General features: G+C 65.6%; 24 protein-coding genes. 16 read left to right on the forward strand and 8 right to left on the reverse strand.

The window, feature by feature from the left end; genetic code table 11:
* Positions 1-46 precede the first annotated feature (46 nt).
* The 3 genes from xseA to ACQY4K_RS07030 are packed head-to-tail and all read left to right on the forward strand — an operon-like array spanning position 47 to position 2,841.
* On the forward strand, positions 47-1,420 hold the full coding sequence (gene xseA, locus ACQY4K_RS07020; RefSeq protein ID WP_428394656.1) for an exodeoxyribonuclease VII large subunit: 1,374 nt from the start codon (positions 47-49) through the stop codon (positions 1,418-1,420).
* A complete protein-coding gene (locus ACQY4K_RS07025; protein ID WP_428394658.1) occupies positions 1,420-2,163 on the forward strand; it encodes a hypothetical protein in 744 nt (247 codons plus the stop codon). Before xseA ends, ACQY4K_RS07025 begins: the two co-directional genes overlap by 1 nt.
* A 15-nt stretch (positions 2,164-2,178) precedes the next feature.
* Positions 2,179-2,841, forward strand: coding sequence for a hypothetical protein (locus ACQY4K_RS07030; protein WP_428394660.1), 663 nt, complete (start codon positions 2,179-2,181; stop codon positions 2,839-2,841).
* Positions 2,842-2,927: 86 nt separating this feature from the next.
* Here the strand turns inward: ACQY4K_RS07030 and ACQY4K_RS07035 are convergent, their stop codons facing one another.
* Positions 2,928-3,830 carry a MurR/RpiR family transcriptional regulator gene (locus tag ACQY4K_RS07035; protein WP_428394661.1) on the reverse strand — a complete coding sequence of 301 codons (903 nt, stop codon included), beginning with the start codon at positions 3,828-3,830 and terminating at the stop codon, positions 2,928-2,930.
* Between the two features lie 142 nt (positions 3,831-3,972).
* Between ACQY4K_RS07035 and ACQY4K_RS07040 the strand changes: the two genes are divergently transcribed.
* The 10 genes from ACQY4K_RS07040 (at position 3,973) to ACQY4K_RS07085 (ending at position 15,384) form a co-directional block, all read left to right on the forward strand.
* Positions 3,973-5,883, forward strand: a complete 1,911-nt coding sequence (locus tag ACQY4K_RS07040; RefSeq protein WP_428394663.1) for a bifunctional 5-dehydro-2-deoxygluconokinase/5-dehydro-2-deoxyphosphogluconate aldolase — start codon at positions 3,973-3,975, stop codon at positions 5,881-5,883.
* Positions 5,880-7,742: a 3D-(3,5/4)-trihydroxycyclohexane-1,2-dione acylhydrolase (decyclizing) gene (gene iolD / locus ACQY4K_RS07045; protein WP_428394665.1), complete on the forward strand. Its 1,863-nt coding sequence runs from the start codon at positions 5,880-5,882 to the stop codon at positions 7,740-7,742. Before ACQY4K_RS07040 ends, iolD begins: the two co-directional genes overlap by 4 nt.
* 10 nt (positions 7,743-7,752) lie before the next feature.
* The gene (gene iolE, locus ACQY4K_RS07050) at positions 7,753-8,640 is read left to right on the forward strand and encodes a myo-inosose-2 dehydratase (protein WP_428394667.1); all 888 of its coding nucleotides are present in this window, start codon (positions 7,753-7,755) and stop codon (positions 8,638-8,640) included.
* Positions 8,637-9,440 carry a 5-deoxy-glucuronate isomerase gene (iolB, locus tag ACQY4K_RS07055; RefSeq protein WP_428394669.1) on the forward strand — a complete coding sequence of 268 codons (804 nt, stop codon included), beginning with the start codon at positions 8,637-8,639 and terminating at the stop codon, positions 9,438-9,440. The genes iolE and iolB overlap by 4 nt, the downstream gene beginning before the upstream one ends.
* Positions 9,441-9,472: 32 nt before the next feature.
* Positions 9,473-10,645 (forward strand): Gfo/Idh/MocA family protein, encoded by a 1,173-nt coding sequence (locus tag ACQY4K_RS07060; protein ID WP_428394671.1) that lies wholly within the window; start codon positions 9,473-9,475, stop codon positions 10,643-10,645.
* Positions 10,642-11,667: an inositol 2-dehydrogenase gene (gene iolG, locus ACQY4K_RS07065; protein ID WP_428394673.1), complete on the forward strand. Its 1,026-nt coding sequence runs from the start codon at positions 10,642-10,644 to the stop codon at positions 11,665-11,667. Before ACQY4K_RS07060 ends, iolG begins: the two co-directional genes overlap by 4 nt.
* Position 11,668: 1 nt before the next feature.
* Positions 11,669-12,469, forward strand: a complete 801-nt coding sequence (locus ACQY4K_RS07070) for an SDR family oxidoreductase (RefSeq protein ID WP_428396006.1) — start codon at positions 11,669-11,671, stop codon at positions 12,467-12,469.
* Positions 12,470-12,539: 70 nt separating this feature from the next.
* A complete protein-coding gene (locus tag ACQY4K_RS07075; protein ID WP_428394675.1) occupies positions 12,540-13,499 on the forward strand; it encodes a substrate-binding domain-containing protein in 960 nt (319 codons plus the stop codon).
* Positions 13,500-13,526: 27 nt separating this feature from the next.
* Positions 13,527-14,579, forward strand: a complete 1,053-nt coding sequence (locus ACQY4K_RS07080) for an ABC transporter permease (protein ID WP_428394677.1) — start codon at positions 13,527-13,529, stop codon at positions 14,577-14,579.
* Between the two features lie 70 nt (positions 14,580-14,649).
* Entirely contained in the window at positions 14,650-15,384 is a 735-nt protein-coding gene (locus tag ACQY4K_RS07085) for an ATP-binding cassette domain-containing protein (RefSeq protein ID WP_428394679.1), read from the forward strand.
* Between the two features lie 58 nt (positions 15,385-15,442).
* On the opposite strand, the gene ACQY4K_RS07090 is transcribed toward ACQY4K_RS07085, so the two are convergent.
* On the reverse strand, positions 15,443-17,665 hold the full coding sequence (locus ACQY4K_RS07090; RefSeq protein ID WP_428394680.1) for a penicillin acylase family protein: 2,223 nt from the start codon (positions 17,663-17,665) through the stop codon (positions 15,443-15,445).
* Positions 17,666-17,979: 314 nt separating this feature from the next.
* On the opposite strand from ACQY4K_RS07090, the gene ACQY4K_RS07095 reads away from it, so the two are divergent.
* Complete coding sequence (locus ACQY4K_RS07095; protein WP_428394682.1) at positions 17,980-18,264, forward strand: type II toxin-antitoxin system Phd/YefM family antitoxin; 285 nt, start codon at positions 17,980-17,982, stop codon at positions 18,262-18,264.
* Between the two features lie 218 nt (positions 18,265-18,482).
* Positions 18,483-19,712, forward strand: a complete 1,230-nt coding sequence (locus ACQY4K_RS07100; protein ID WP_428396008.1) for an MFS transporter — start codon at positions 18,483-18,485, stop codon at positions 19,710-19,712.
* Positions 19,713-19,815: 103 nt separating this feature from the next.
* Here ACQY4K_RS07100 and ACQY4K_RS07105 read toward each other — a convergent pair whose 3' ends face one another.
* From ACQY4K_RS07105 to ACQY4K_RS07115, 3 genes are read right to left on the reverse strand one after another with little or no spacing between them, the layout of a single operon-like run.
* Positions 19,816-20,568 (reverse strand): ATP-binding cassette domain-containing protein, encoded by a 753-nt coding sequence (locus tag ACQY4K_RS07105; protein ID WP_428394684.1) that lies wholly within the window; start codon positions 20,566-20,568, stop codon positions 19,816-19,818.
* A gap of 8 nt (positions 20,569-20,576) precedes the next feature.
* Positions 20,577-21,539 carry an ABC transporter permease gene (locus ACQY4K_RS07110; protein WP_428394686.1) on the reverse strand — a complete coding sequence of 321 codons (963 nt, stop codon included), beginning with the start codon at positions 21,537-21,539 and terminating at the stop codon, positions 20,577-20,579.
* The gene (locus ACQY4K_RS07115; protein ID WP_428394688.1) at positions 21,539-22,603 is read right to left on the reverse strand and encodes a sugar ABC transporter substrate-binding protein; all 1,065 of its coding nucleotides are present in this window, start codon (positions 22,601-22,603) and stop codon (positions 21,539-21,541) included. The genes ACQY4K_RS07110 and ACQY4K_RS07115 overlap by 1 nt, the downstream gene beginning before the upstream one ends.
* Positions 22,604-22,719: 116 nt before the next feature.
* On the opposite strand from ACQY4K_RS07115, the gene ACQY4K_RS07120 reads away from it, so the two are divergent.
* Positions 22,720-24,105, forward strand: a complete 1,386-nt coding sequence (locus tag ACQY4K_RS07120; RefSeq protein WP_428394690.1) for a homospermidine synthase — start codon at positions 22,720-22,722, stop codon at positions 24,103-24,105.
* Between the two features lie 31 nt (positions 24,106-24,136).
* Here the strand turns inward: ACQY4K_RS07120 and ACQY4K_RS07125 are convergent, their stop codons facing one another.
* Genes ACQY4K_RS07125 through ACQY4K_RS07135 form a run of 3 tightly spaced genes read right to left on the reverse strand, consistent with a single transcriptional unit; the run spans position 24,137 to position 26,258 of the window.
* A complete protein-coding gene (locus ACQY4K_RS07125; RefSeq protein WP_428394692.1) occupies positions 24,137-24,280 on the reverse strand; it encodes a hypothetical protein in 144 nt (47 codons plus the stop codon).
* Positions 24,277-25,395, reverse strand: a complete 1,119-nt coding sequence (locus ACQY4K_RS07130) for an ABC transporter ATP-binding protein (protein WP_428394694.1) — start codon at positions 25,393-25,395, stop codon at positions 24,277-24,279. Before ACQY4K_RS07130 ends, ACQY4K_RS07125 begins: the two co-directional genes overlap by 4 nt.
* 47 nt (positions 25,396-25,442) lie before the next feature.
* Positions 25,443-26,258, reverse strand: a complete 816-nt coding sequence (locus ACQY4K_RS07135; protein WP_428394696.1) for a carbohydrate ABC transporter permease — start codon at positions 26,256-26,258, stop codon at positions 25,443-25,445.
* Positions 26,259-26,261: the final 3 nt, after the last annotated feature.

The following is a 26,261-nucleotide window of genomic DNA, read 5'->3' on the forward strand; positions in this document are numbered from 1 at the left end:
GGTCACCTCGCTTTCATCGTAAGCGGGCTTTCTCTACCCTGCATGGATGAATACGCCCAACGTGCTTTCGAACCTGCCGGAGTTCTCGGTCTCGGAGATCTCGGGCGCGATCAAGCGGCTGCTGGAGGGCTCGTTCGGCCGGGTGCGGGTGCGCGGCGAGATCACCGAGTTCAAGCGCTACCCGTCCGGACATCTGTATTTCTCGCTCAAGGACGAGGGTGGCAAGATCTCCGGGGTCTGCTGGCGCGGCACCGTCGCGCGACTCGGGCTGGTGCCGGAGAACGGGCTCGAGGTCATCGCCACCGGCAAGATCTCCTCCTATGGCGAGCGCTCGTCCTATCAGCTCATCGTCGAGCGGATGGAGTTCGCCGGCGCCGGCGCGCTGCTCGCGGCGATCGAACGGTTGCGCCTGCGGCTCACCGAGGAGGGCCTGTTCGACGCCGCACGCAAGCGCCCGCTGCCCACCCTCCCCGAGGTGATCGGCATCGTCACCTCCAGTGCCGGTGCTGTGCTGCACGACATCCAGACCACCATCGCCCGGCGCTTCCCGCGACGGCTGCTGGTCTGGCCGGTGCCGGTGCAGGGCGAGGGTGCCGCGGCGCGGATCGCGGCAGCCATACGCGGCTTCGATGCGATCGACGGGCGACGCGGCGTGCCGCGCCCGGACGTGCTGATCGTCGCGCGTGGCGGCGGCAGCCTCGAGGACCTGATGGCGTTCAACGACGAGGCGGTGCTGCGCGCGGTCGCCGCCTGCCGTATCCCGGTGATTTCGGCGGTCGGCCATGAGACCGACACCACCCTGATCGACTACGTGTCGGATCGACGCGCGCCGACACCGACCGCGGCGGCGGAGCTCGCGGTGCCGGTGCGCGCCGAGCTCGCCGCCGACCTCGCGCACCGCGCCGCCAGGCTCGCGAGCGGGCTCGTGCACATGACCCAGGTGCGCCGGCTGCGGCTGGCCCGCGCAGCCGGGACCTTGCCCGACCTGCCGGCATTGCTCGGCGCGGTGCGGCAGCGCCTGGACGATCGCGGCCACCGCCTCGGTCTGGCGCTGCCCCGGCTGGTGTCGCTGCGTCGCTCGTCGCTGATCACCGCCGAACGCCACCTCAACGTGCCGCGTGCGCTGATCGAAACCCAGCGTGGCCGCATTGCACTCGCGGCGAGCCGCCTGCACGCGGCGCTGCGCCGGACGCTTGCCGCACAGGCGGCGTCGCTGGCCGAACGGCGGACCTATCTGCACGGGCTGTCGGCGCGTCTGGAGGGGGCTAACCCGATGGCGCTGCTGGAACGCGGCTACACGCTGGTCTATGGCTCGGACGGCCATCCGGTCACCCGCGCGCAAGGACTGCAGCCCGGCACGCGGCTCGGGTTGCGCTTCGCCGACGCGACATTGCCGGTGCGCGTCGAACCTCCCGATTGATGCGTATCGCCATCCTGAGCACCCCGCGCTCGGGCAATAGCTGGGTCCGCCAGGTGCTCGCCGATCTCTACGATCTGGCCGAGATCCTGGTGCACGACCCGACCGAGATCCCCGCCGAACTCCCATTGCGCGTGATCCTGCAACTGCACTGGTATCGCGAGCCCGGCTTGCAGCGCTGGTTGCGCGAGCACGGCTTTCGCGTGCTGGTGATCGCGCGCCATCCGCTCGACGTGCTGCTGTCGGTGCTGCATTTCGTCCGCCATGAACCAGAGACCGCGCGCTGGCTGGCCGGCAATGCCGAACTGCCACCCGGCCTCGGCCTAGCCTCGCCCACGTCGCCGCTGTTCGCCGAGTACGCCCTGAGCTGGGGGGCGGAAAACCTGCTCGGCATCAGCACCGCCTGGTGGCAGGACCGCGATGCCCTGCGGACACGCTACGAGGCTCTCTTACGCGACCCGCGACAGGCGTTCGGATCCCTGATCGCCAGCCTCGGTGCCACCCACAACCCGCTCGACGCGGCGCTGGAGCGCGCGCGCCTTGAAGTCTGGCAGGCAACCTGGAACCATCATGGCTGGCGCGGTCAGTCGGGCCTGTGGCGCTCGCTGCTGCCGCCGCGGACCGCCTGGCGGATTTATCGCCGGCACGCCCGCGTCTTTCGCGTCCTTGGCTACACGGTCGCACCTTACATGCTGACAGTGCGTTACGCCGAACAGCGTTGGCGGGAGCTGGCGATCAACCGCTGATACGGAGACCGGCCCGTGAAGACACTCACCCGGGTCATCCTGCTGCTCGGGGTGACACTCGCGGCGGGCGTGTTCGTCTGGGTTGGCGCCGGACGCGCTTTGCATGCGGTGCTGTCGATCGGGGCACTCGGCTACGGCGCCATCGTGCTCGTGCAGCTCGTGGTGTTCGTGGTCCTCGGCCTTGCCTGGTCGCTGGTCTGCCCGGGGGTCAAACCCTGGGTGACGATGTGGGGACGGCTGGTGCGCGAAGGCGGGGAGACCTGCCTGCCCTTCTCGGAGGTCGGAGGGCTGGTCTTCGGCGGCCGCGCGATCATGCTGTTCGGCGCCGACTGGACGCTGGCCACCGCGTCCAGCCTGATCGACGTCGCCGCCGAAGGCACCGGCGAGGCCCCGTTCGTGCTGTTCGGGCTCCAACTGCTTGGCGCGCATATCGGCATCCTGCCGGCAATGGCCATCGAGAGCATGCTGAGCGCGGTGCTGAGCGTGGGCTTCCTGATCCCCGGCGGGATCGGCGTGCAGGAAGCCGCCTACGTCGCTCTGGGCCACTTGTTCGGCATGCCCGCGCACCTGTCGCTGCTGCGTCGCGCCCGCGATATCGGCATCGGCGTGCCCTCATTGCTGAGCTGGCAGGCCCTGGAAGCACGAGGGCTGCGCACGGACGGCTCGACCATGACATAGAGCAATGCAGGCGAGGTCAGCGGGGCGCGACAGCAGACCGCCCGCCAATCCCTGCATGCCGACACTACGGGGTTGTGGTCGGCTCATCATCCCGGATCGGAGCTGCCCTGCCCTGATCCTGCCGATGACCTGATGCTGCGCGTCTCGGCGATACCGAGGGCGAGGCTCATGAGCAGTGCAAATGTTGCCGAGAGCGCGCGGAAACCTTGGAAGTCGGTTTCGGCGACCTCGAACCGAAAGCCACGGCCGCCGCTGTCGAGCGGACTGAATGGGCTGTCGGTGATCGCAACGATTGGTACGGAGGCACGCTCCAGGACGGCGGCGAGGGCAACCGTCGCCGGCGTGTAAGGCGTAAAGCTGACAACGATGGCGGCATCAATCGGTCGCGCGAACGCGATCGTTTCGGTGTCCGTGCCGAGCGCGGATCCCCCGAGAACGTGACGGATGCCCAGCTTTCCGAACAGGTAGCTGGTCATCGCGGTCGCCGGAAAGGAGCGGCGCTGGCCGACGAGGTAGATGGTGTCGGCGTTTGCCAGCAGCGCCACCGCCTGGTCGAGCGTTGCGGCATCGAGGCAATGACGCGATGTCTCGAGCGAGCGGATTGCGGCATCGGTAAAGCCGTCGAGCAGGACCGCGGCGTGCGGCACGCCGCCATCCGGCGCGCGCAAGGCTTCCAGGCGGTCGGCGTAGGACGGAACACGATCACGCAGCCGCTCGCGAAACAGATGTTGCAGGTCGGAGAAGCCGGGGAAGCCGAACGCCTGGCCGAACCGGACCAGGGTCGAGGGCTGCACGCCGCAGCGGGCGGCGATAGCGGCTATCGAGCCGAAGGCGAGCTCGTCAGGGGCGGCCATCGCGTAGTCGGCGACCTGGGCGAGGCGCTTGGGCAAGGTCGCGCGACGAGCGACCATCGCATCGCGCAGCGCTGCGATGGTCGTCGGTCGCGAACCGGCCCGATCCTTATCTGTCGCTCGATCGTGGTCTGCCATGGAATAAATGTTCCATGCCTTCCATGTCGAAGCAAACGTCCGAAGTAATCCGACTCCACACGTTCCATTTCGGACAAACTATAGAATGTCCTGATTGACGCTCGTCAAGCAGCATGCGAAGCAGGCGATAAGGGGATGCGATATGGACGCGCGCGATCTCGACATCGTCACGATAGGCAGATCATCGGTCGATCTCTACGGCCAGCAGATCGGCAGCCGGCTTGAGGACATGGCGTCCTTCAGCAAGGCAGTCGGCGGTTGCCCCGCGAACATCGCGATCGGTGCAAGCCGCCTCGGGCTGCGCACCGGCATCATCACGCGCGTCGGCGACGAACATTTCGGCCGCTTCATCCGTGAGCAGCTCGCGCGCGAAGGTGTCGCGACCGAAGGTGTGCGCGTCGACCCCGATCGGCTGACGGCCCTGGTGATCCTGGGGGTGCGCGACGACCGGCAGTTCCCGCTGCTGTTCTACCGGACCGACTGCGCCGACGCAGCCCTGGAGCCGAACGATGTGGCACCCGAGCTGCTTGCCCGCACGCGCGCCGTGCTGGTCACCGGCACGCATTTCGCGCGCCCAGCGAGTGCGGCGGCGCAGCGCAAGGCGATGACGCTGGCGCGCGACAATGGCGGCCGGGTGATTCTCGACGTCGATTACCGGCCGAACCTTTGGGGCCTCGCCGGGCACGGCGCCGGCGAGGCGCGCTACATCCGCTCCGAGACGGTCACGGCGCAGTTCGCGTCCATTCTGCCCGAATGCGACCTTGTGGTCGGCACCGAGGAGGAGCTGCACATCGCAGGCGGTGCGGAAGACACGCTCGCGGCGATACGGCGCATCCGCGCGCTGACGCGCGCCACAATCGTCTGCAAGCGCGGGCCGATGGGGTGCGTCGTGTTTCCCGGCGACATCCCGACACGACTCGATGAAGGGATCACCGGTCCCGGCTTTCCGGTCGAGGTCTTCAATACGCTCGGCGCCGGCGACGCGTTCATGTCGGGCTTCCTGCGTGGCTGGTTGCGCGACGAGCCGATCGAGCGGGCCTGCGCCTTTGCCAACGCCTGCGGCGCCTTCGCGGTCTCGCGTCTGCTTTGTTCCCCCGAAAGCCCGACCTTTGCCGAGCTCAGCCTGTTCCTCGCCGAGGGTTCGCCGCATCGGGCGCTGCGTCACGACGCGCGGCTGAACCATCTCCACCACGCCACCACACGACGCGCGCAGGCGACGCCGATCATGGCACTCGCCTGCGATCATCGTGCGCAGCTCGAAGTGATCGCAGGCGAAACCGGAGCGGCGCGCACCCGGATCGCACCGTTCAAGGTGCTGGCTGTGCAGGCCGCCTCGCGCGTCGCGGGCGGCCGTCCGGGCTTCGGGGTGTTCCTCGACGGCGGCTACGGCCGCGACGCGTTGTTCGCGGCCTCGCACGCCGGACTCTGGACCGCGCGGCCCATCGAGCAGACCGGCTCGCGACCGCTCCGCTTCGAAGGCGGCGGCAGCCTCGGTGGCCGCCTGATCGAATGGCCGGTCGACCAAGTGGTCAAGTGCCTATGTTTCTACCATCCGGACGATCCGTTATCGTTGCGCGAGCAGCAGGAGCAGACCCTGCTGGTGGCGCAGGATGCGTGCCGGCGGATCGGTCGGGAATGGCTGATCGAGATCATCGCCGGCCGGCACGGCGCGCTCGCCGACGACACCATCCCGCGCGTGCTCGATCGGCTCTACGCGATTGGCCTGAAGCCCGATTGGTGGAAGCTCGAACCGCAGCGGAGCGAGGCGGCGTGGATCGCGATCGGCGAGACGATCGAGCGCTGCGACCCGCTCTGCCGCGGGCTGCTGGTTCTGGGACTGGATGCGCCGTTCGAGGCACTTGCGGCATCGTTCCAGGCCTCCGCCGCCACCCACTGGGTCAAGGGATTCGCCGTCGGGCGAACGATCTTTGCCGATGTCGCGCGCGACTGGCTCAGCGGGCGGATCGACGATGCGGAGGCGGTCGACGAGATGGCCGGTCGCTTCGCAGCACTCGTGGCCGCATGGCTGGGGCGTGAGGAATCCGTTGAATGAACGACATAATCCGGCTGACGACGGCGCAAGCGCTGGTCAGGATGATGGCGGCACAGCGGGCCGAGATCGACGGCGCGCAAGTCCCGCTGTTTGCCGGCGTGTGGGCGATCTTCGGCCACGGCAACGTCGCGGCCATGGGCGACGCGCTGCACGAGGCGCGCGACGCGCTGCCGACCTACCGGGCGCACAGCGAGCAGGGTATGGTGCACGCGGCGACCGCGTTTGCAAAAGCCTCGCGCCGTCGCCGCATGATGGCGTGCACCACGTCGATCGGTCCGGGCGCGCTCAACATGGTGACCGGTGCCGCGGTCGCGCATGTCAGCCGGCTACCGTTGCTGCTGCTGCCGGGCGACATCTTCGCGACACGGCTGCCCGACCCGGTGCTGCAGCAGATCGAGGATTGGGGCGACGGCACAATGTCGGCTAACGACGCGTTCCGGCCGGTGTCGCGGTATTTCGACCGGATCACCCGGCCCGAGCAGATCGTGGCGGCGTTTGCCCGAGCGATGACGGTGCTTACCGATCCCGCCGAATGCGGCCCGGTCACTCTGGCGCTTTGCCAGGACGTGCAGGCGGAAGCATGGGATTTCCCGGCGCATTTGTTCGAGACGCGGCTGCACCGCCCGCGTCGCAGCCGCCCCGACACTGACGAACTCACTGATGCGGTGCGGCTGATACGCAACGCGCGCCGTCCTCTGGTGATCGCGGGCGGCGGCGTGCTGTACTCCGGCGCGGAAGCGGCGCTGGCGCAGTTCTGCGCCGACCGCGGCGTGCCGGAAGCCGAGACGCAGTCGGGAAAGTCGTCGCTTGCCGACGCCCATCCGATGGCGACCGGCGGCATCGGCGTTGCCGGAACATCGGCCGCGAACAGTCTGGCCGCGGATGCCGACCTCGTGCTGGCGGTTGGCACGAGGCTGCAGGACTTCACCACCGGCTCGTGGTCGCTGTTCGCCTCGCAAGACCTCCGCATTGTCGGCTTGAACACGCAGGCTTTCGACGCGGCCAAGCACGCCGCCGTGCCGCTGGTCGCGGATGCGCGCGCCGGGATCGAGGCGCTGGACGCGGCACTCGCGGACTGGCGCGCCGATTCGGCCTGGACCGAATCGGTCGCGCGCGTGCGCGACGAATGGCGCGGCGCCGCCGCCTCGTTCACCGCGCTGCCCGAACCAGGGCGGCCGGCACCGCCATCGGATGCGGAGGTGATCGGCGCGGTCCGCCGTGCGTGCCGCCCCGGCGACATCGTCGTCTGCGCGGCCGGCGGGCTGCCTGGCGAGTTGCAGAAGCACTGGAACACTGACGAGCCGCTCGGCTACCACGTGGAATACGGCTTCTCCTGCATGGGCTACGAAATCGCGGGCGGCCTCGGCGTGAAGCTCGCCGCCCCGGACCGCGAGGTCGTCGTGATGGTCGGCGACGGCTCGTACCTGATGCTCAATTCGGAACTCGCAACCTCGGTGATGCTCGGCCTGCGCATCACCGTCGTGCTGCTCGACAATCACGGGTTCGGCTGCATCAATCGCCTGCAGGCGGCGTGCGGCGGCGCTCCGTTCAACAATCTCTGGCGCGACAGTCAGAACATGCGCGCGCCTCCGGCAATTGATTTCGTCGCGCATGCGCGAAGTCTCGGCGCACGGGCCGAGAAAATCGACGATCTCGGCGGGCTTGCCGATGCCATGTCGCGCGCGCGCGACGCCGACCGCTCCACCGTGCTGGTCATCGACACCGACCCGAATGCGACCACAACAGAAGGTGGGCATTGGTGGGACGTGGCGGTGCCCGCCGTCTCCGCCCGGCGCGAGGTCGAGACCGCGTATGACGCCTATCTCGCACGACGCGCCTCCCAGCGCGTCGGCAACTGAGGCGACCGGGATGACGATACGTATCGGCATCAATCCGATCGGTTGGTCGAATGACGACATGCCGGAGCTGGGCGGCGACACCCCACTCGAGACGTGTCTGCGCGAGGCGAGACAAGCGGGCTACGAAGGCATCGAGCTCGGCGGCAAGTTCCCGCGCGATCCAGCCTTGCTTGCCGGCGTGCTCGAACGCCACAATCTCGCCTGCATATCCGGCTGGTATGGCGGGGCGCTGGTGGCGCGAAGCGTCGAGGAGGAGCGCGCGCTCGCCGCACCGCATCTGGCTTTGCTGCGCGCGATGGGGTGCGACATCGTGGTGTTCGCCGAGGTGGATCAGACCGTGCACACGCGGCAACGCGTGCCGCTCTCGCGGCGGCCGCGCATGCCGCCGGACGCGTGGCCCGATTATGGGCGCAAGCTCACGGCGCTTGCCGACCAGTTCGCCGCCGACGGGCTTCGCCTCGCCTTTCACCACCATATGGGAACCGTCGTGCAGGACGAGCGCGAGATCGACGCGCTGATGGCGCATACCGGTCCGTCCGTGCATCTTCTGCTCGACACCGGTCACGCGACATGGGGAGGTGCTGATCCTGTGTCCCTCGCCCAACGTTATCATGCACGGATCGCACACGTGCACGCCAAGGACATACGCGCGTCGGTGCGGGCCGAGGCGGACCGCGAGGACTGGAGCTTTCTCGACGCGGTGCTCGCCGGCGTCTTCACCGTTCCCGGCGACGGCTCGATCGACTATGTCTCGGTATTCCGTGCGCTCCGCCCCTATCAGGGATGGATCGTCGTCGAGGCGGAACAGGATCCGGCGCGCGCGAACCCGCTGGACTACGCAACACTCGGCCGGCGCAATGTTGCGTCGTTCATCAAGCAGGCGGAGCTCGGACAATGAGTTCGAAACTGCTGCGTCACCCACGGCGGTCGGCGCCGGACGGCGTCGTCCAGTCGATTACTCCTGAGAACGCCGGCTGGTCCTATGTCGGCTTCGAGGCGGTTGATCTCACTGCCGGACAAGCAATGGAGCGCCACGGCGACGGACGCGAGCTCTGTCTCGTCCTGCTATCGGGACGCGCGCTGATCACCGTCGGGAACGACGATCTCGGCGAGCTCGGCGGCCGCGGCAGCCCATTCGAAGGGCCGGGTGACGCGGTCTACATCCCGCCCTGGACGGATTGGCGCGCGGTGGCCCAAGGCAACGTCGAACTCGCACTCTGCGCCTCGCCGGCGCCGAAGGGTGGCGTTGCCACGCGGGTGATCCGTGCCTCCGAGATCGAGACGCTCGATCGCGGCAGCGGCACCAATCTGCGGCACGTCCGCAACATCCTGCCGGACAACGCGCCGGCAGAAACCCTGCTGGTTGTCGAGGTCGTCACGCCCGGCGGCCACTGGTCGAGCTATCCGCCGCACAAGCACGACACCGACATCCCGGGGCAAGAAACCTATCTCGAGGAGACCTACTATCACCGGCTCGCGCGCGGTTCCGGCTTCGCGTTGCAGCGTGTCTACACCGAGGACGGATCGCTCGACGAAACGATGGCGGTGGGCGACCGCGACGTGGTCCTGGTACCGCGCGGCTACCATCCGGTCGGCGCGCCGCACGGTTTCGATCTCTGGTACCTGAACGTCATGGCCGGCCCGGTCCGCGCGTGGCAGTTCACCATGTCGCCCGACCATGCTCACCTTCCGTATTGAACAAGAATTGGACCATCGGAGTTCTATCGTTCATGAGCAAACCTGCGATCGGCGTCGGACTGATCGGTTCCGGTTTCATGGGACGGTCGCATTCCCTCGCCTACCTGAACGTCGACAAACTCTTTGAGCTTCCGTTCCGGGTAGAGCTGCGGATGCTGGCCGACCAGACCGAGGCGCAGGCGAGCCGTGCCGCCGACGCCTTCGGCTTCGCCCGCGCCACCGGCGATTGGCGGGAACTGGTTGCCGACTCCCGGATCGAGGTGGTCTCGATCACCACCCCAAACCGCCTGCACAAGGACATGGCGCTTGCCGCGATTGACGCGGGTAAGCACGTCTGGTGCGAAAAACCGCTCGCGCCGACCCTCGCGGACGCGCGTATCATGGCCGAGGCCGCACGTCACCGTGGGGTCAGGACGGCCGTCGGCTTCAACTACCTCAAGAACCCGATGATGCGTCTGGCCCGCGACATGATCGCGGGCGGCGAAATCGGCGAGGTGCGTACGTTTCGCGGCATCCACGCCGAAGACTTCATGGCCGACGTGTCGCAGCCCTGGAGCTGGCGCCTCGATCCAGCCAATGGCGGCGGCGCACTCGTCGATATCGGCAGCCACATTATCGCGGCCGCACGATACCTGCTCGGCCCGATCGTCGAGGTGGACGGACGCACCGATACGCTGGTGACAAGCCGCCCGATTGCGGCCGGCGCCGCCGAGCGGCGCACCGTCGCCGTGGACGACGTCACGACCGCGCGGCTTCGATTCCGCAGCGGCGTCGTGGGAACGATCGAGGCCAACTGGCTGGCCACCGGTCGAACCATGCAGCACGCCTTTGAGATCGCGGGGTCGGCCGGGTCAATCGCGTTCTCGCAGGAACGCTTCAACGAACTTCAGCTCTATTGTGCGGGCGATGAGGCGGCTCGTCGCGGCTTTCGCACGATCGTCGCGGGGCCCGAGCACGAACCCTACGGCGCCTTCTGCGTCGCCCCCGGCCACCAGATCGGCTTCAATGACCTGAAGGCGATCGAAGCACGCGATTTCCTGCTCTCGATTGCTGATGACGCCCCCAGACATGCCGGGTTGGGACATGCCGGGTTGGGACATGCCGGGTTCGACGAGGGCGTCGCGGTGCTTGAGGTGGTCGACGCGATCTATCGCTCGGCCCGCGACGGCGGCCAGCCCGTCGCCATCGGAGTGAGCGCCCAATGATCGGGATCGCGGTTCTCGGCGCGGGACGCATCGGCAAGGTGCATGCCCGCAACGTCGCGAACGCGCGCGGTTGCCGGCTGCTCGGCATTGCCGACCCGTTCGGAACCGCGGCGCAGGATCTCGCCGCCCTCCATGGCTGCCGGGCGGACCGCGACAGCGTCGCGTTGATCCGGCACGAGGAGGTCGACGCGGTCATCATCGGCACTCCCACGGATACGCATGTCGCCCTGATGCTCGAGGCGGCGCGGGCGGGGCGTGCGGTATTGTGCGAAAAGCCGATCGATCTGGACACCGGCCGCGCGACCGAGGCCGCGGCCGAACTTGCCCGCCTTGGCGCCCGCGTCATGGTTGCCTTCAACCGTCGCTTCGATCCGGCCGTCATCGCTTTGCGTCAAGCGATCGATGCCGGCGAAATCGGCGACGTTCGCCAGGTGGTCATCACCAGCCGCGATCCCGAACCTGCCTCGCTCGACTATCTTCGGACGTCGGGCGGCATCTTTCGGGATATGACAATACACGACTTCGATCTCGCTCGGTTTCTCCTGGGCGAAGAACCAGTCGAGGTGTCGGCAATCGCGAGTTGCCTGGTCGACCAACGCATCGAGGCGATCGGCGACAGCGACAGCGTGATGGTCAACCTGCGCACCGCGTCGGGAAGACAGTGCCACATCAACAATTCTCGACAGGCCGTCTACGGTTATGACCAGCGGCTCGAGATTTCGGGATCGAAGGGGATGCTGCTGAACGACCATGTGCGGGCGACGACTGTTAGGCGGTTCACACGAGAGCGGACCGAGGCGCACGAACCGTTGCTGAACTTCTTTATCGAGCGATACGAGCAGGCGTATCGGCGCGAGCTCGACGCCTTCATCGAAGCGATTGAAACGCAGAACGCAATGCCGGTCACGCTTGCGGACGGTGTGCAGGCCCTGCGACTTGCCGACGCCGCGACGGAGTCGGCAAGGACAGGCCGGATGGTTCGGATTGCCACCCAGACCGTGCCGGGAGGCGAGCTTGGCTGACATGTCGGGCAAGATCGCGATTGTGACCGGAGGAACTCAGGGACTTGGCGCGGCCATCGCGCGCACGTTCGCTGATCGAGGCGCTGCCGGTCTCGTCATCTGCGGCCGCAACCGCGATAAAGGCGAGGCGTCCGCCACGGCAATCGAAAGTGCGACCGGCACCAGGACAATCTTTGTGGCTGCCGATCTCGGCGATGTCGATGCCTGCCGCAAGGTGGTGGCGGCGGCAGATACCGCGTTCGGCCGTGTCGACGCGCTCGTCAACGCCGCCGGAGTGACCGATCGCGGCACCATCCTCGACACCTCAGAGACGCTGTTCGATTACATCATGGCGGTGAATGTGCGGGCACCGTTCTTCCTGATGCAGGACGCAATCAAGATCATGCGGCGTGAGGCGATAGCGGGCACAATCGTGAACATTGGCTCGATGTCGGCACGCGCCGGGCAGCCGTTCATCGCCGCTTACTGCACGTCCAAGGGCGCGCTCGCGACGCTCACGCGCAACACCGCCTTCGCTTTGCTGCGAAACAGCATAAGGGTGAACGGCTTGAACATCGGCTGGATGGCGACCGAGGGCGAGGACCGCATCATGCGCACCTACCACGGTGCCGAGGATGGCTGGCTCGACGCGGCATCGCGCGACCAGCCGAACGGGCGTCTGATCGATCCCTTCGAGGTCGCGCGCGCGGTGACGTTCCTGTCGAGCGCCGAATCCGGCCTGATGACCGGGTCAGTCATTGAATACGACCAATCAATCTGGGGAGGCTATGAGAGCGGCCCGACGCCGAAGAACGCGCTCTGACGCAACAAGGAACAGACGACGAAAACGAAAACGCCTGAACGAAAGGGCGAACATAGAGGAAGGACCGGACATGAAGCGCATTGGTTTGACGGCTGGAGCCATGATGGTTGCGGCACTCGGCGGGATCGGGGCATTCGCCGCCTCTACCACCTCGCATGCCGCCCCCGCCAAGACCTACACGTTCGCCATGATCACCCACGGCCAGCCCGGCGACACGTTCTGGGACATCGTACGCAAAGGCGGCGAAGCCGCTGCAAGGAACGACCGGGTCAAACTGATCTATCTCGCCAACCCAACTGCGTCCGGCGAGGCGCAGCTTGTGACAAACGTGCTCCAGCAGCATGTCGACGGCATCGCGCTGACCTTGGCCTTTCCCGATGCGGAAATACCCATGGTGGCAAAAGCCACATCCGCGGGCATTCCAGTGATCGGCTTCAATGCCGGCAGTGACGACTGGAAGCGGGCGAAGATGACGATGTTCGTTGGGCAAAACGAAACCATTGCCGGGGAGGCGGTTGGCAACCGGCTGAACAGCGAGGGCGCCAAGGCCGCGATCTGCGTCGATCAGCAACAGGGCGCCGTGCAGCTCGCGGAACGCTGCCAGGGCATCCAGAAGACGTTCCACGGCAAGCTCGATATCCTCTACGTGGCTGGTTACGACATGGCGAGCGCCCAGTCGCGCATTGTCGCCAAGCTGCAGCAGGACCGGAGCATCGGCTACGTCGTGACGCTGGGCGCGCCGTTCGCGCCAACGGCGGTTTCCGCGGTCGCGGCCGCCAACAGCAAGGCGAAGGTGGCAACCTTTGATCTTACGCCGCGCGCGGTCACGATGATCAAGCAGGGCAAGATCCAGTGGGCCGTCGACCAGCAGCCCTATGCTGAAGGCTACCTCGCAATCGACCTGCTCTGGCTCAACCGCGCCAACGGCGACGTTATCGGCGGCGGCAAGGCCGTCCTGACCGGGCCGGCCTTCATCACCAAAGACAACATTGACGTCGTGGCCGCCTTTGCGAAGGCCGGCATGCGCTGACATCGTATTTCAGGATCGGGACACGCCGTGACGACCGCGCAACACAGCATCCACGTCACCTCCCCCTCCGTACGGACGCAACGGCAATCGGCGTGGAAGCGGGCGCTGAAACGGCCGGAAATCGGCTCGGTTGGCGGCGTAATCCTGGTCTTTGCCTTCTTCTCGGTGATGGCGCCACCGTTCCGGCAACTCGCCGCGTTCACCACCATTCTCTACCAATCCGCGGTGCTCGGCATTCCGGCCGTTGCGGTCGCGCTGCTGATGATAGGAGGCGAATTCGACCTGAGCGCGGGGGTCGCCGTCACGACGTCCTCGCTGTGCGCCGCGATCTTCGCGTCGCGTGCCTTCGGCAGCATCTGGCTTGGGGTGGCTCTGGCGCTGCTGCTCTCTCTCGGGATCGGGTTCCTTAATGGCTACCTGCTGATCCGCACCAAGCTGCACAGCTTCCTCGTGACACTCTCGACGTTCCTGATGCTGCAAGGCCTAAACATCGCCGTGACCAAGCTGATCACGGGGAACGTCGCAACCGATGACATCAGCAATCTTCCGGGCTTCAACGTCGCTCACGCGATTTTTGCCTCGACCCTGAAGTTCGGCGGGGTTTCGATTAACATCGCGATCATCTACTGGCTGGTTTTTGCGATCGCGGCGACGTGGGTACTTCTCCACACCCGTTTTGGAAACTGGATCTTCGCTGTTGGGGGACAGGTGGACAGCGCGCGCGCGGTCGGCATTCCGGTCATGCGGGTCAAGGTCGGGCTCTTCGTGTTGGTCGGCTTCGCCGCCTGGTTCACCGGCATGCACATGCTGTTCTCCTACGATACCGTCCAATCTGGTGCCGGCATCGGCAACGAACTCCTCTACATTGCATCGGCGGTCGTCGGCGGGTGTCTGCTCACCGGCGGCTATGGTTCAGCGATCGGCTCGGCTTTCGGCGCCTTCATCTTCGGCATGACGACCGAGGGTGTGATCTACGCCGACTGGGATCCCGACTGGTTCCAGTTCTTTGTCGGCGCCATGCTGCTGCTGGCCACCGTGTTCAATGGCTGGCTTCGCTATCGCGCCAGCAGGGGCAGGTGACATGGCGGATCGAACCGAACCTCTGCTGTCACTGCGCGGGATTGGCAAGAGCTATGGAAGCTTCGCCGCCTTGCGCAACATCAACCTGTCGGTTCGAGCAGGCGAAGTCACCTGCATTCTCGGCGACAACGGCGCCGGCAAGTCGACATTGATCAGTATCATCGCCGGCCTGCACAGTCATGACGAGGGCGGCTACCTGGTCGACGGCAAAGAGGTGCACTTCGCCTCGCCACGCGACGCGCTCGATCTGGGCATTTCAGCGGTGTACCAGACCTTGGCGCTCGTGCCGCTGATGTCGATCTGGCGCAACTTCTTCCTGGGCTCCGAGATCGTCCGGAAGATCGGGCCGTTTCGTCGCCTCAATAGCGAGGAGATGATACAAACGGCGTCCGTGGAACTTCGTCGCATGGGGATCGAGGTCAGCGACCTCGAGCAGCCTGTCGGAACGTTGTCGGGCGGCCAACGGCAGGTCGTTGCAATAGCGCGTGCCGTACATTTCGGCGCGCGCGTCCTTGTCCTCGACGAGCCGACGGCAGCACTGGGCGTTGCGCAGTCGGGACTTGTCCTACGCTACATCGCTCAAGCTGCGCGTCAGCAAGGCGTCGGCGTGATCTTTATCACGCATAATCCGCACCATGCCTACATGGTCGGAGACCATTTCGTAGTTCTGGCGCGCGGAGAAGTCGAACTGGACGCGGCGCGCGCCAACCTCACGCTTGAGGAATTGATGTTTCACATGGCTGGCGGTGCGGGCCTGACAGCCCTGGAGCACGAACTTCAAAGGGCGGCAGCACAGCCTGCCTGAGCAAAGACGTGGCATAAGGGACCGCGCGCGCGCGGTGGTCGCGGACAGTCTCCTGAAATCAATAGGCCTCTGTCTTCTCCAGGTGCTGCTCCACCTCCGCCCGCGTCCGCCATACCGGCCTGAGCGCCTTGGCATTGAACGGCGCCAATTGGTCCGTCACATGCGGGCTGCCCGGGCGTGACGAGTTTCCGTACCCCAACAGCGCCCTCGCCTTTGCTCCCTGCGGCGTGAACTCGACGAGCTGCACATAGCCGTCTCCGGCATACGACCAAAGCTGGTTGGCAACCGGCCCTTGGAACGAATTGACGACCCGCACCGGCCCGAATTTGCCGTCCGAACCGCTTACCGCATCGTCCGACACCGGTATGGTCTGCGCGAAAGTCGCATCGTGCGTTACCAGTACGGTTCGATGCGCATCCTCCCACGCCGCATCGAGCGATCCATAGGTCGCCTCCGTTTGCTCGGCCGCGGAGACGAGGTCCGCAATTGTCGCTTTCGCATCCGCAAGGCCCGAAGGGGTCGTCAGCGGTGCCGCCGCACTCCACCCCACCCTGAACTTCGGATGCGGCGAATAGAAATTGATCGTGTCGTCCTTGGCGATTGCCGGGTCACCCGACACGATGTTCCACCACCGCTCGAACAGTACCGCGCCCCTGCTCAGCGCATCCGCATTGCGGTCCCAGGCTTCGAGCACGCCCGCAGCCTGGATCGCCGTGGCATTTCCCGACGTCTTCGCCGCCTGGATAAGATCCGGCAGCACACGGTCGGCAAGCTCCATGTGCACGTTTTCCTTGCCCGCCAACAGCGCGTCCGCCGTGAACTTCGGCTGCGACAGCAGGAAGTTTGCCGCGTTCTGCGGCCGCAGATCCATGAAAGACGGCGCCACATACGCCGGGAACCGGCTCGGATCGTTGGTCGGTGTCAGCGGGAACGTCGAAGTCCAGGGTGGATTGTTGCTGTTGGCCACAAACCCGCCCGGCGGATCGATCGCTCTTGGCAGCGAACCCCAGTCGAAGGTTCGGGTCCACCGTGTCGACGGATTGCTCCCGTCCAGAATCCCGTCATAGTCGCCGAACGTGCCACCCGCCCGCACCGGCTGCCGCCCGCCGAACACATACATCACGTGCCCGTCGCGATCGGCATAGACGACGTTGAAGAACGGCATCTGCAGCATTGAATTCGCCGCGATGAACTGCGACAGGTTATGCGCCTCGATCATGTGCCAGTACTGCGTCACGAGGGACGGCTGGTCGAGCCCCGCCACCCTGAGCGCCAAGACCTTGTCTCCGCTTTGCGCCACTACCGGCCCATCGATCGTATCTTGGACCCGAAATGTTTTGGTTGAAAAACTGCCGTTCTCGTTGCGAATTTTTATCGTGGCGGTGCTCGTAATGAGCGGCAGGCTGGCGCCGCCGAATTGATAGAAGCCCTTCTGATCAACCGTGAACTCGTAGTAATTTGCGTTCTGAATGGTGTTGTTCGTATGCGTCCAGCCGATGTCGTCCGAGTACCCGATCCCGAGGAACGGCAAACCCGTGAACACCACGCCGCTCGCATCCAGAGCTGGATGCCCCGGATCGCCGATGACCAGGTTCACTTCCATCCATTGATAGAGACCAAGCCCGGGGATCGGCTGGTTGTTCCCCCAGGGCAGATGCGGATTGCCCATCAGGATCGCATTCCCGCTCGTGCTTTTCGACGGCGCAATCGCCCAGCCGTTCGATCCGCCCGGCGTCAATGACCGCGCCAACGCATTCGCCGCCGCTCGCCCTCCCGTCTTCCAGGCCGCCAGCAGTGCCGGCAGGTTGTCCTGCTCCGGCATGAAGGTGAAGTTGACCGTGTTCTGCTCGCCCGAGGTCACATCCGACGGCAGGAACGGCAGCACCCGCCGGAACGAGGGGGCGATCGTGTCGCCATGCTGGGCCGCATATTCATTCACCCCATCCGCGAACGCCTGCAGGATTCGTCTCTGCTCCCTGCCACCGAGCAGCACCCAAAGTGCTGCCCGCTCGGGGATCCGCTCGGTCCGAACCTGGATGTCGCTGGCGACGTTCGCACCATCCGTCCCGGCCCCGAAATACTCCGCCATCCGCCCACGTGCCTGCGCGACATTGGCGAGCATCGTCTCCGCCTGACCCTCCATCTCCGCGTAGCCGAGCCCGCGGACCACCGCGAGCCGATCGGCGCCGAAGATGTGCGGTATTCCGTACGTATCCCAAAGGATTTGTCCGTGCCCGACGGACGCTGCTCCCGCCGCGAGCGACGACGCGGGCGACAGCAAGCCCGCAAGACACGCGAACCTGAGCCCCCATCGCAGAGGCGACGCAAATATCCTGTTTGAGATCATTGATCCGCTCCCCCCCGGGGAACTCAAGACTATTCGCAGGTGAAGCGAAGTCAAGACGATCGCGAGAAGCGGATTCGCACTCCCCGTGAGCGCCCTCGGCTGGAGCACTTCCCGGGCCTCGACTCGCTCCTGGCGCTCTGTTCGGTGCAGACTGCACTCTCCCGAGAGATTGGGTGGGAAATCCTGGTGGTGTTCGCAGGGCGCCAGAAGTAGGTGAAGAGGATTAGATTTATTCCGGTGGGAGCCGCATGCAGACCGTGAACATTCACGCCGCCAAGATCCAGCTCTCTCGGCTCGTCGAGCAGGCCGCCGCAGGCGAGGAGATCATCATCGCCCTTGCCGGACGACCGCTCGCCAGGCTGGTGCCGCTCACCGGAGCCGCTGCCGGTCAAAAGCGGGTGCTCGGCGTGCTGTCCGGAGAGCTTCAGGTGCCGGCCGAGTCCGACACATTGCCGATCGATATGCTTGAGGTGTTTGAGGACGCTGATGCGCCTGTTGCTAGACACGCATCTGCTGCTCTGGGCGCTCGGTGATCCCGATCGGCTGGATCATGGGACACGCACCCTGATCGAGGATACCGGCAACGATGTGCTGTTCAGCGCCGCCGCATCATCGCGATGCTGGTCTGATCACCGACGGCGGATGCCGCCTCTCGCGACGCAGCACCGGTATCGAGGTGAGGTTAGGGATCTGGCGCAGCCTTACAGTGGCACTTCATAAACACTGCAGGGTTCTTTAGGCTCGCCAGATGATGCAGAACCGCAACTTCAGACTATATTTCGCCGGCGCGACCTTGTCGGCGATCGGTTCGGCCATGGTGCCTGTGGCGTTGAGTTTCGCAGTACTGGATGCCGGACTGCGCGCCGGTGCGCTCGGGCTCGTGCTGGCGGCTCAAACCATTCCCACGGTTTGCCTCTTGCTGATCGGTGGGGTTGTCGGGGACCGCTGGTCGCGGCGGGGCGTGATGATCACGAGCGACCTGTTGCGGTTCCTCGTCCAGATCGCACTCGCTTGCGCCTTGATCGAAGGCTCGCAGTCACTCGTTCTCCTCATGGCCCTGACTGCGCTGATTGGTGTCGGCAACGCCTTCTTCGGCCCGGCCAGCAGCGGATTTCTTGTTGGGATCGTGGACAAGGAGGAGTTGGGCCGCGCCAACGCGGTGCTGAGAACGGGCAACGCGCTCGCCATGATCATTGGGCCGTCCGCGGCAGGGCTGATCGTCGTCGGCGTCGGGCCGGGATGGACGCTCGGCCTTGATGGTTTGTCCTACGCTGCCAGCGCTGTGTGTCTCGGCCTTGTCAGGCTTCGGCCCGATGCGCGGTCGACGACAGCACCGCAATACCCTTATGTCGGACGGGACCTCCGGATAGGCTTTCGTGCCTATGCTGAGCGTCGCTGGCTGTGGCTGCTTGTCGGCCAGGTCGGGCTGCTGAACCTACTCGCTTACGCGCCGTTCCAGGTCATCGCTCCGGAGTTGTTGGCGGCACACCCGGACGGTGCCCGAGCTTGGGGCGCGTTGCTGGGGGTGATCGGTGCCGGCGCGCTCGCAGGTGCGATGGGAGCGACCCGGTGGCAACCAAAACGCTCACTGGTGGCCGTTGAGTTGGCGGTTTGCTCGCTTCTGCCTCTGCTGTTTCTTCTCGCCGCGGATGCACGGTTTCCCGCTCTCTTGGCCGGTGCTGCCGCATTCGGCGTTGGTGCCGCGGTCCTGAGCGTATTGACTTTGACAGCCATCCAGCGGGAGGTTCCGCTTGAGATGTTGTCTCGCGTCATGTCGGTTGTCCAACTTGCCGTCACCGGACTTAACCCGCTCGGGTATGTTCTGGCCGCACCCGCAATGGCTCTGCTGGGTCCGCACGCGACGCTGGCCTGGGCAGCATCCTGTGTGCTCGTGAGCGTCGGGATTCTGTTGAGCGTTCCGGACATCCGTCGGTTTGGAGCACAATCCTCTCGCGGCAGCGCCGTTCCTGGAGTGTCGTAGGGCGGCCCGCCACCCTCGACCTATGAATTGGGGGTCTGGGGCCTGTCGTGCGGCGCACGCCTTCGCGTGACGGCCCCAGCGGGTCCAGGGCAGAGCCCTGACCTTACGCGAGCGTATCCGCGCGCAGCGCCCGGTATTCGCGTCGGACGATGGACATGAGTTCCTCGACGGACGTCGATTTCGCGTGGTTTTCGTAGGTGACCTGGCCGCGCTGCATCAGCATGATGCGGTCGGCGATGTCCAGTGTTTGCGCGTAGTTGTGCATGATCATGACGATCGACAGGTCGCCTTCGGATTTCAGGCGCATGATCAGGTCGATGATCAGCCCGGCTTCGCGCGCACCCATTGCGGCGAGCGGTTCGTCGAGCAGCAGGATGCGTGCCTTGGAGTTCACCGCGCGCGCGATCGCGATGGCTTGGCGCTGGCCGCCGGAGAGTGCGCCGACCTCGACATCGACGGACGGCACCGAGACGCCGATTTCCTCGAGGCATTCGGCGGCACGCTTGCGCATGGCGCGGTTGTTGAGCAGTCGGAACGGCGCCGGGTAGAGGATTTCCCGGTTGAGAAACATGTTGTGGTAGATCGTCAGCGAGTTGGCGAGTGCGAGATCCTGATAGACGCATTCGATGCCGAGCGAGCGGGCGTGGTCAACGGAGCGCAATGCGGTTTCCTGTCCGTGGATAAACAGTCGGCCGCTGGTCTGCGGCTGATAGCCGGTCAGGATTTTCATCAGCGTCGACTTGCCGGCGCCGTTGTCGCCGAGCACGCCCAGGATCTCGCCGCGCGCCAGGGTGAGCGAAATGCCGTTGAGTGCTGAGACCGGGCCAAACTGCTTGGTGATCGTGTCAGCGCGCATGACCTCGCTCAAGGAGACGCACCTCCGCGCTTGAGCCGGTTGATGTGGATGTTGAACAGCATCGCCAGCAGGATGGCAGCTCCCAGGATCAGGTTGAAGGTAAAGGCGTTGATGCCAATCAGGGTGAAGCCGTCACTGAGAATGCCGAGCACCATGGCGCCGATCAGCGCGCCGATGATGGTGCCGGAGCCGCCGGCGAGCGGGGTACCGCCGATGACTCCGGCGGCGACGGCAAGGAACATGATGTTGGTGCCCCCGGCGGTGGGATCGATCGAGGAAATCCGGAACGCTTCGAGAATCCCGGTCAGGGCGGCGAGCGTGCCGCTGAGCACGAAATTGCCGACCTTGATACGACGCACCGAAATGCCTGCCTCGCTGGAGCCGATCGGGTTGGCGCCCGAGGCGATGGTGTGCAGCCCCCAGCGGGTGTTGCGCAGCAGCACATGCATGACCACGACCACGCCGACGGCCCAGATGAACTCCGCGTAGCCGCCGTGACCCATGAAGTTGGCGAACGAATCGGAGGACTCGATGCTGACCGGCGTGCCATTGGCGATGGTGAGCGTGAAGCCGTTCAGCAGGAACAGGGTGCCGAGCGTGGTGACGAAGGAGGGCACGCTCAGCAACACGGTGATCACGCCGTTGGCGAGCCCGACCAGGGCGCCGGCGGCGAGGCCAAGGATGATGCAGAAGACCAGCGGAATGCCGGCCATTTGCGCGAAATACATCACGAACGGCGCCAGCGCGTAGACCATGCCGGCGGAGAGGTCGATCTCTCCGCCGATCATCAACATCACCTCGCCGCAGGCGAGAATCGCGACGGGTGCTATGAACTGCGACAGGTTCTGCAGGCTGGCGCCGGTCAGCAGGAAGTTGCTGTTCGCACTCTCGAAATAGACGGCGAGTGCGATGGCGACGAAGACGATGCTCGCCTCGCGCCACCGCAGCAGGGCGCCGAGCAGAGGCCGCATCAGGACTGGATCGGGCCGCTGCGCTTGACGTCCTGCACCGTGCTGGAACTGCCCTCGTAGCGTGTCTTGGTCGAGAGATAGGGCCCGACCGACTCCTTGGTGACGAATTTCAGACCGGTGTTGATGTCGGCGGGGCCGACCAGGCCACCGGAGACCAGGAAGTTGAACATTTCCATGACCGTGTAGTAGCCTTGCAAATAGGGCTGCTGGTCGATGGTGAAGTCGAGGTCGCCCTTGCTGATCAGCTCGAGCGTCTGCGGCAGCAGGTCGAAGCCGCCGCCATGGACGCCCTTGGCCGGCAGGCCGTACTGCTGCATCGCCTCGGCGATGCCCTCCGTGGTGCCACCATCGACGGCGAACATGCCTTTGACGTCCTGGTGGCCGAGGTAATACGCCTTCACCTTGGAGATTTCCTCGTTCACCGTGGCGCCGGTGGCGACGATGTCGATCTGGTAGTTGCGGCCGCTCTTCTTGAGCACGTCCTCAGCGCCGTCGATACGCGGCTGGATGTTGAGCTGCCCTGGGGTGGCGATGAACAGGCCGATCCGGCCCGAGGGCACCAAGGTCAGGATACGCTCGCCCATCAACTGACCGGCCTTGAACAGGTCCTGCCCAATATAGGCGAGACGCTTGTTGCCAGAGCTTGTTGGCGCGTCGGCGTTGTAGGCGAATACCGGAATACCGGCCTGTAGCGCGCGCTCGACCGGGTCGTTGAAGGCGTGCGGATCGACCAGGCAGACGGCGATGGCATCCGCCTTGGAGGCGATCGCGGAATTCATCGCACTCACCATCTGGGCGGCGATGCTGTTCTCAGAGCCGGTCCATTGCGACTGCGCGCCGAACAATGCGCAGGCGTCGGCGATGCCGTAGCGGGTGGCGGTGAAGAACGGATTGGTGGTGACGTGGTTGACGAACACGAACCGGAATCTCGGGTGCTTCGGCACCAGGCCGGCGGCGCGCGCCGAGCCCGCAAGCCCGATGGCCGCGGCGGCGGTGCCGAGGGCGCCGGCTCGCAGCATGCCGCGACGATCCATGCCGAACGCCGCGTCGATTTTATCGGTCATTATGTTCCCTCCCGAGGATTGCCGCCTTGAGGCGATCTTGCACGAATGCTGATCTGGCGCGAGGCCGCCCGTCCTGTCAACGGACGGCGTTCGCCTGACAGACATAAGGAGGCTGTGTGATCAAGCATGTGGATTTAACCGGGCGCCTAGTGATCGCGGGGTTCGGCAGTATCGGCCAAGGGGTGCTGCCCCTGATCCTGCGTCATTTGGGCATCACGCCCGCGCAAATCAGCGTGCTGACCGGAGATGCGCGCGGAGCAGCGATCGCGGCGGCCTACGGCGTTGATTTCCGGGTGGCACCCCTCACCCGCGAGACCTATCGGGCGACACTTGCGCCGATGCTGGCTGCCGACGATGTCCTGCTGAACCTGTCGGTGGATGTCTCCTCGGTGGCGCTGATCGGGCTGTGCCGCGAACTGGGTGCGCTGTATCTCGATACCTGCATCGAGCCCTGGGCCGGTGGCTACAGCGATCCTTCGTTGTCGGCCTCCGAGCGATCGAATTATGCGCTGCGCGAATCGGCGTTGCGGCTCGGCGGTGGCGGCCCGACCGCGCTTATCACGCACGGCGCCAACCCCGGCCTGGTGTCGCACTTCGTCAAGCAGGCGCTGCTGGATCTGGCGGGCGACGCGGCACCGGAGACGCGCGAGGGCTGGGCAGCACTCGCGGCGCGGCTCGCGGTCAAGGTGATCCATATCGCCGAGCGTGACACCCAGGTTGCCGACGTCGCCAAGCGACGTGGCGAGTTCGTCAATACCTGGTCGATCGACGGCTTTGTCTCCGAGGGCTGCCAGCCGGCGGAACTGGGCTGGGGCACGCATGAGACATCCTGGCCGTCTGACGCGCGCAGACATGATTTCGGGTGTGATGCCGCGATTTATCTCGACCGTCCTGGGGCTGCGACACGGGTGCGGAGCTGGACGCCGCTTGAGGGCTCGTTCCATGGCTTTCTGGTCACCCACTCGGAGTCGATCTCGATTGCCGACGCCTACACGCATCGTGCGGGCGACGCGGTGCTATGGCGTCCGACGGTGCACTACGCCTATCACCCGTGCGATGACGCGGTGCTGTCACTGCATGAACTGGCCGGCAAGAACTGGCATAGGCAGCCCGACCAGCGGCTGCTGATGGACGAGATCGTCTCCGGCACCGACGAGCTCGGCGTGTTGCTGATGGGCCATGCCAGGGGCGCATATTGGTATGGCTCGCGTTTGTCGATCGAACAGGCACGGGCGCTGGCGCCCTACAACAACGCGACCAGCCTGCAGGTGACGGCGGCCGTGCTTGGGGGTCTGGTGTGGGTGCTGGAGAACCCTGCGCGCGGCGTGATCGAGCCGGACGCAATCGACCATGCGCGGGTGCTGGACATCGCGCGGCCCTATCTCGGCGATGTCGTCGGCGTTTTTTCCGACTGGACGCCGATCGAGGATCGCGGCCGGCTGTTCGCCGAAGCCGTCGACACAAGCTGCCCGTGGCAGTTCGGCAATTTCAGGGTGACGTGATAAGCGCGTGGGGTTGTCGGGGCGGCTGGTTTCAGGGCGCGTAGCCCTCGGTGAGCAGAGGTGGCCCCTGCCCGCCGGCCGGCGGCGGCGCGTTGGTGATCTCACCGCTATAGGTCGAGCAGCCGCCGAGCAAGGCGAGGGCGATCAGCGCGCCCGCGATGGCACGCAGGGTCAATGTGCTCTCACCGGCATCGTCAGCGGGTTGCGCTGAAGATGTTCGGCGGCAAGGCCGTCCGGGCCGAAGATGTGGCAGTGCGCGGGCGCGATTGAAAGCCGGACCGGCTGATGCACGCGGGTCGCATCGGCGCCGTCGGTCTGCACGACGATCATGGTCTTGTCCTGCAGCTCGATATGCAGCAGCGTCAGGCCGCCAAGCCGCTCGGCGATGAGGGCATGGCCGTTGATGGTGCCATTGGGGTCGACCAGCATGTGCTCCGGCCGAACGCCTAATGTGACCGACGTGCCACGACCAATGCCGTTGGCCTCGACCGGCGCCGTGGCGGTGATCCCGCCGGGGCCGGCGACGCTGACGCCGTTCTGGTCGACTTCTGTGACCGTCGCCGGCAGCAGGTTCATCCGCGGCGAGCCCATGAAGCCGGCGACGAACAGGTTGTTGGGATGGTGATAGAGTTCCAGCGGTGAGCCGACCTGCTCGACCCGGCCTGCATGCAGCACGACGATCTTGTCGGCCATGGTCATCGCCTCGACCTGGTCGTGGGTGACGTAGATCATCGTCGCGTTGAGCTGCTCGTGCAGGCGGGCCAGTTCGATTCGCATCTGGCCACGCAGGGCTGCGTCGAGATTGGAGAGCGGCTCGTCGAACAGGAACACCTTGGGGTTGCGCACGATCGAGCGGCCGATCGCCACACGCTGGCGCTGGCCGCCGGAGAGCTGGCCGGGCTTGCGGTCGAGATAGGGCTCAAGCTGCAGGATCCGCGCGGCTTCGGCCACCTTGGCGTTGCGCTCCTCGGTCTTCACGCCGGCGAGCTTGAGCGCGAAGCCCATGTTCTGCGCCACCGTCATGTGCGGGTAGAGCGCGTAGGACTGGAACACCATCGCGAGACCCCGCTGCGCGGGGCCGACATCGTTGACCCGCTTGCCGTCGATGGTCAGGTCGCCGCCGGTGATTTCCTCGAGACCCGCGATCATGCGCAGCAAGGTCGACTTGCCGCAGCCTGAAGGCCCGACGAAGACCACGAACTCGCGGTCTTCGACATCGAGGGTGACGCCCTTGATGGCTTCGAGATTGGCGTAGGATTTGCGGAGATCGCGCAGTGCCAGGGTGGCCAATGGAGTGCTCCGATGGTTCTTTAACGCTTAAATGGGTTGCCAGCCGGTCACTTGACGGCGCCGAAGGTGAGGCCGCGGACCAACTGGCGTTGGGAAAGCCAACCGAAGATCAAAATCGGTGCCACCGCAAGGGTCGAGGCGGCGGAAAGCTTGCCGAAGAACAGGCCTTCCGGCGAGGAGAACGAGGCGATGAAGGCGGTCAGCGGTGCGGCGTGCGACGACGTAACGTTGAGTGACCAGAACGCCTCGTTCCAGCACAGGATGAGCGACAGCAGCCCGGTGGAGGCGACACCCGGCAGCGACAACGGCAGCAGCACATGGCGCAGCTCGCCCATCCGGCCGGCGCCGTCCATGCGTCCGGCCTCGATGATGTCGCGCGGCACCTCCTTGAAGAAGGTGAACAGCATCCAGACCACGATCGGCAGGTTCATCAGCGTGTAGATCGCGATCAGCCCCGAGCGGGTGTCGAGCAGGCCGGTGTCGCGCATCAGCAGGTAGATCGGGACCAGTGCTCCGACCGGCGGCAGCATCTTGGTCGACAGCATCCAAAGCAGGGTGCCGCGGGTGCGATGGGTGGGGAAGAACGCCATCACGTAGGCGGCGGGTATCGACAGCAGCAGCGCCACGATTGTAGCACCTACCGAAATAATGACGCTGTTCATCGCAAAGAAGAAGTAGTTTGCCCGGCTTTGCACCTGGGCATAGCTCGACAGCGTCGGATGGAAGTCGAGCGACGGCGACACCGCCGCGATCTCGGTCTTGAAGCTGGTCAGCACCATCCAGAAGATCGGAAAGAACATCAAAACCGCGATGCCCCAGCCAAGCACGAAGGTGACGACTTTGCCGAGTGCGCTGGTCTGCATCGC

The sequence above is a fragment of the Lichenicoccus sp. genome, assembly GCF_965276875.1.
Classification (GTDB): domain Bacteria; phylum Pseudomonadota; class Alphaproteobacteria; order Acetobacterales; family Acetobacteraceae; genus Lichenicoccus.

Bases quoted from the DNA above. Each gene is read 5' to 3' on its own strand.
- iolD (WP_428394665.1), top strand. From the start codon at position 5,880: ATGAACGACATAATCCGGCTGACGACGGCGCAAGCGCTGGTCAGGATG.
- ACQY4K_RS07095 (WP_428394682.1), top strand. From the start codon at position 17,980: ATGCAGACCGTGAACATTCACGCCGCCAAGATCCAGCTCTCTCGGCTC.
- xseA (WP_428394656.1), top strand. From the start codon at position 47: ATGAATACGCCCAACGTGCTTTCGAACCTGCCGGAGTTCTCGGTCTCG.
- ACQY4K_RS07110 (WP_428394686.1), bottom strand. From the start codon at position 21,539: ATGCGGCCTCTGCTCGGCGCCCTGCTGCGGTGGCGCGAGGCGAGCATC.
- iolG (WP_428394673.1), top strand. From the start codon at position 10,642: ATGATCGGGATCGCGGTTCTCGGCGCGGGACGCATCGGCAAGGTGCAT.
- ACQY4K_RS07060 (WP_428394671.1), top strand. From the start codon at position 9,473: ATGAGCAAACCTGCGATCGGCGTCGGACTGATCGGTTCCGGTTTCATG.
- iolB (WP_428394669.1), top strand. From the start codon at position 8,637: ATGAGTTCGAAACTGCTGCGTCACCCACGGCGGTCGGCGCCGGACGGC.
- ACQY4K_RS07115 (WP_428394688.1), bottom strand. From the start codon at position 22,603: ATGACCGATAAAATCGACGCGGCGTTCGGCATGGATCGTCGCGGCATG.
- ACQY4K_RS07035 (WP_428394661.1), bottom strand. From the start codon at position 3,830: ATGGCAGACCACGATCGAGCGACAGATAAGGATCGGGCCGGTTCGCGA.
- iolE (WP_428394667.1), top strand. From the start codon at position 7,753: ATGACGATACGTATCGGCATCAATCCGATCGGTTGGTCGAATGACGAC.
- ACQY4K_RS07025 (WP_428394658.1), top strand. From the start codon at position 1,420: ATGCGTATCGCCATCCTGAGCACCCCGCGCTCGGGCAATAGCTGGGTC.
- ACQY4K_RS07040 (WP_428394663.1), top strand. From the start codon at position 3,973: ATGGACGCGCGCGATCTCGACATCGTCACGATAGGCAGATCATCGGTC.
- ACQY4K_RS07070 (WP_428396006.1), top strand. From the start codon at position 11,669: ATGTCGGGCAAGATCGCGATTGTGACCGGAGGAACTCAGGGACTTGGC.
- ACQY4K_RS07135 (WP_428394696.1), bottom strand. From the start codon at position 26,258: ATGCAGACCAGCGCACTCGGCAAAGTCGTCACCTTCGTGCTTGGCTGG.
- ACQY4K_RS07105 (WP_428394684.1), bottom strand. From the start codon at position 20,568: ATGCGCGCTGACACGATCACCAAGCAGTTTGGCCCGGTCTCAGCACTC.
- ACQY4K_RS07075 (WP_428394675.1), top strand. From the start codon at position 12,540: ATGAAGCGCATTGGTTTGACGGCTGGAGCCATGATGGTTGCGGCACTC.
- ACQY4K_RS07100 (WP_428396008.1), top strand. From the start codon at position 18,483: ATGCAGAACCGCAACTTCAGACTATATTTCGCCGGCGCGACCTTGTCG.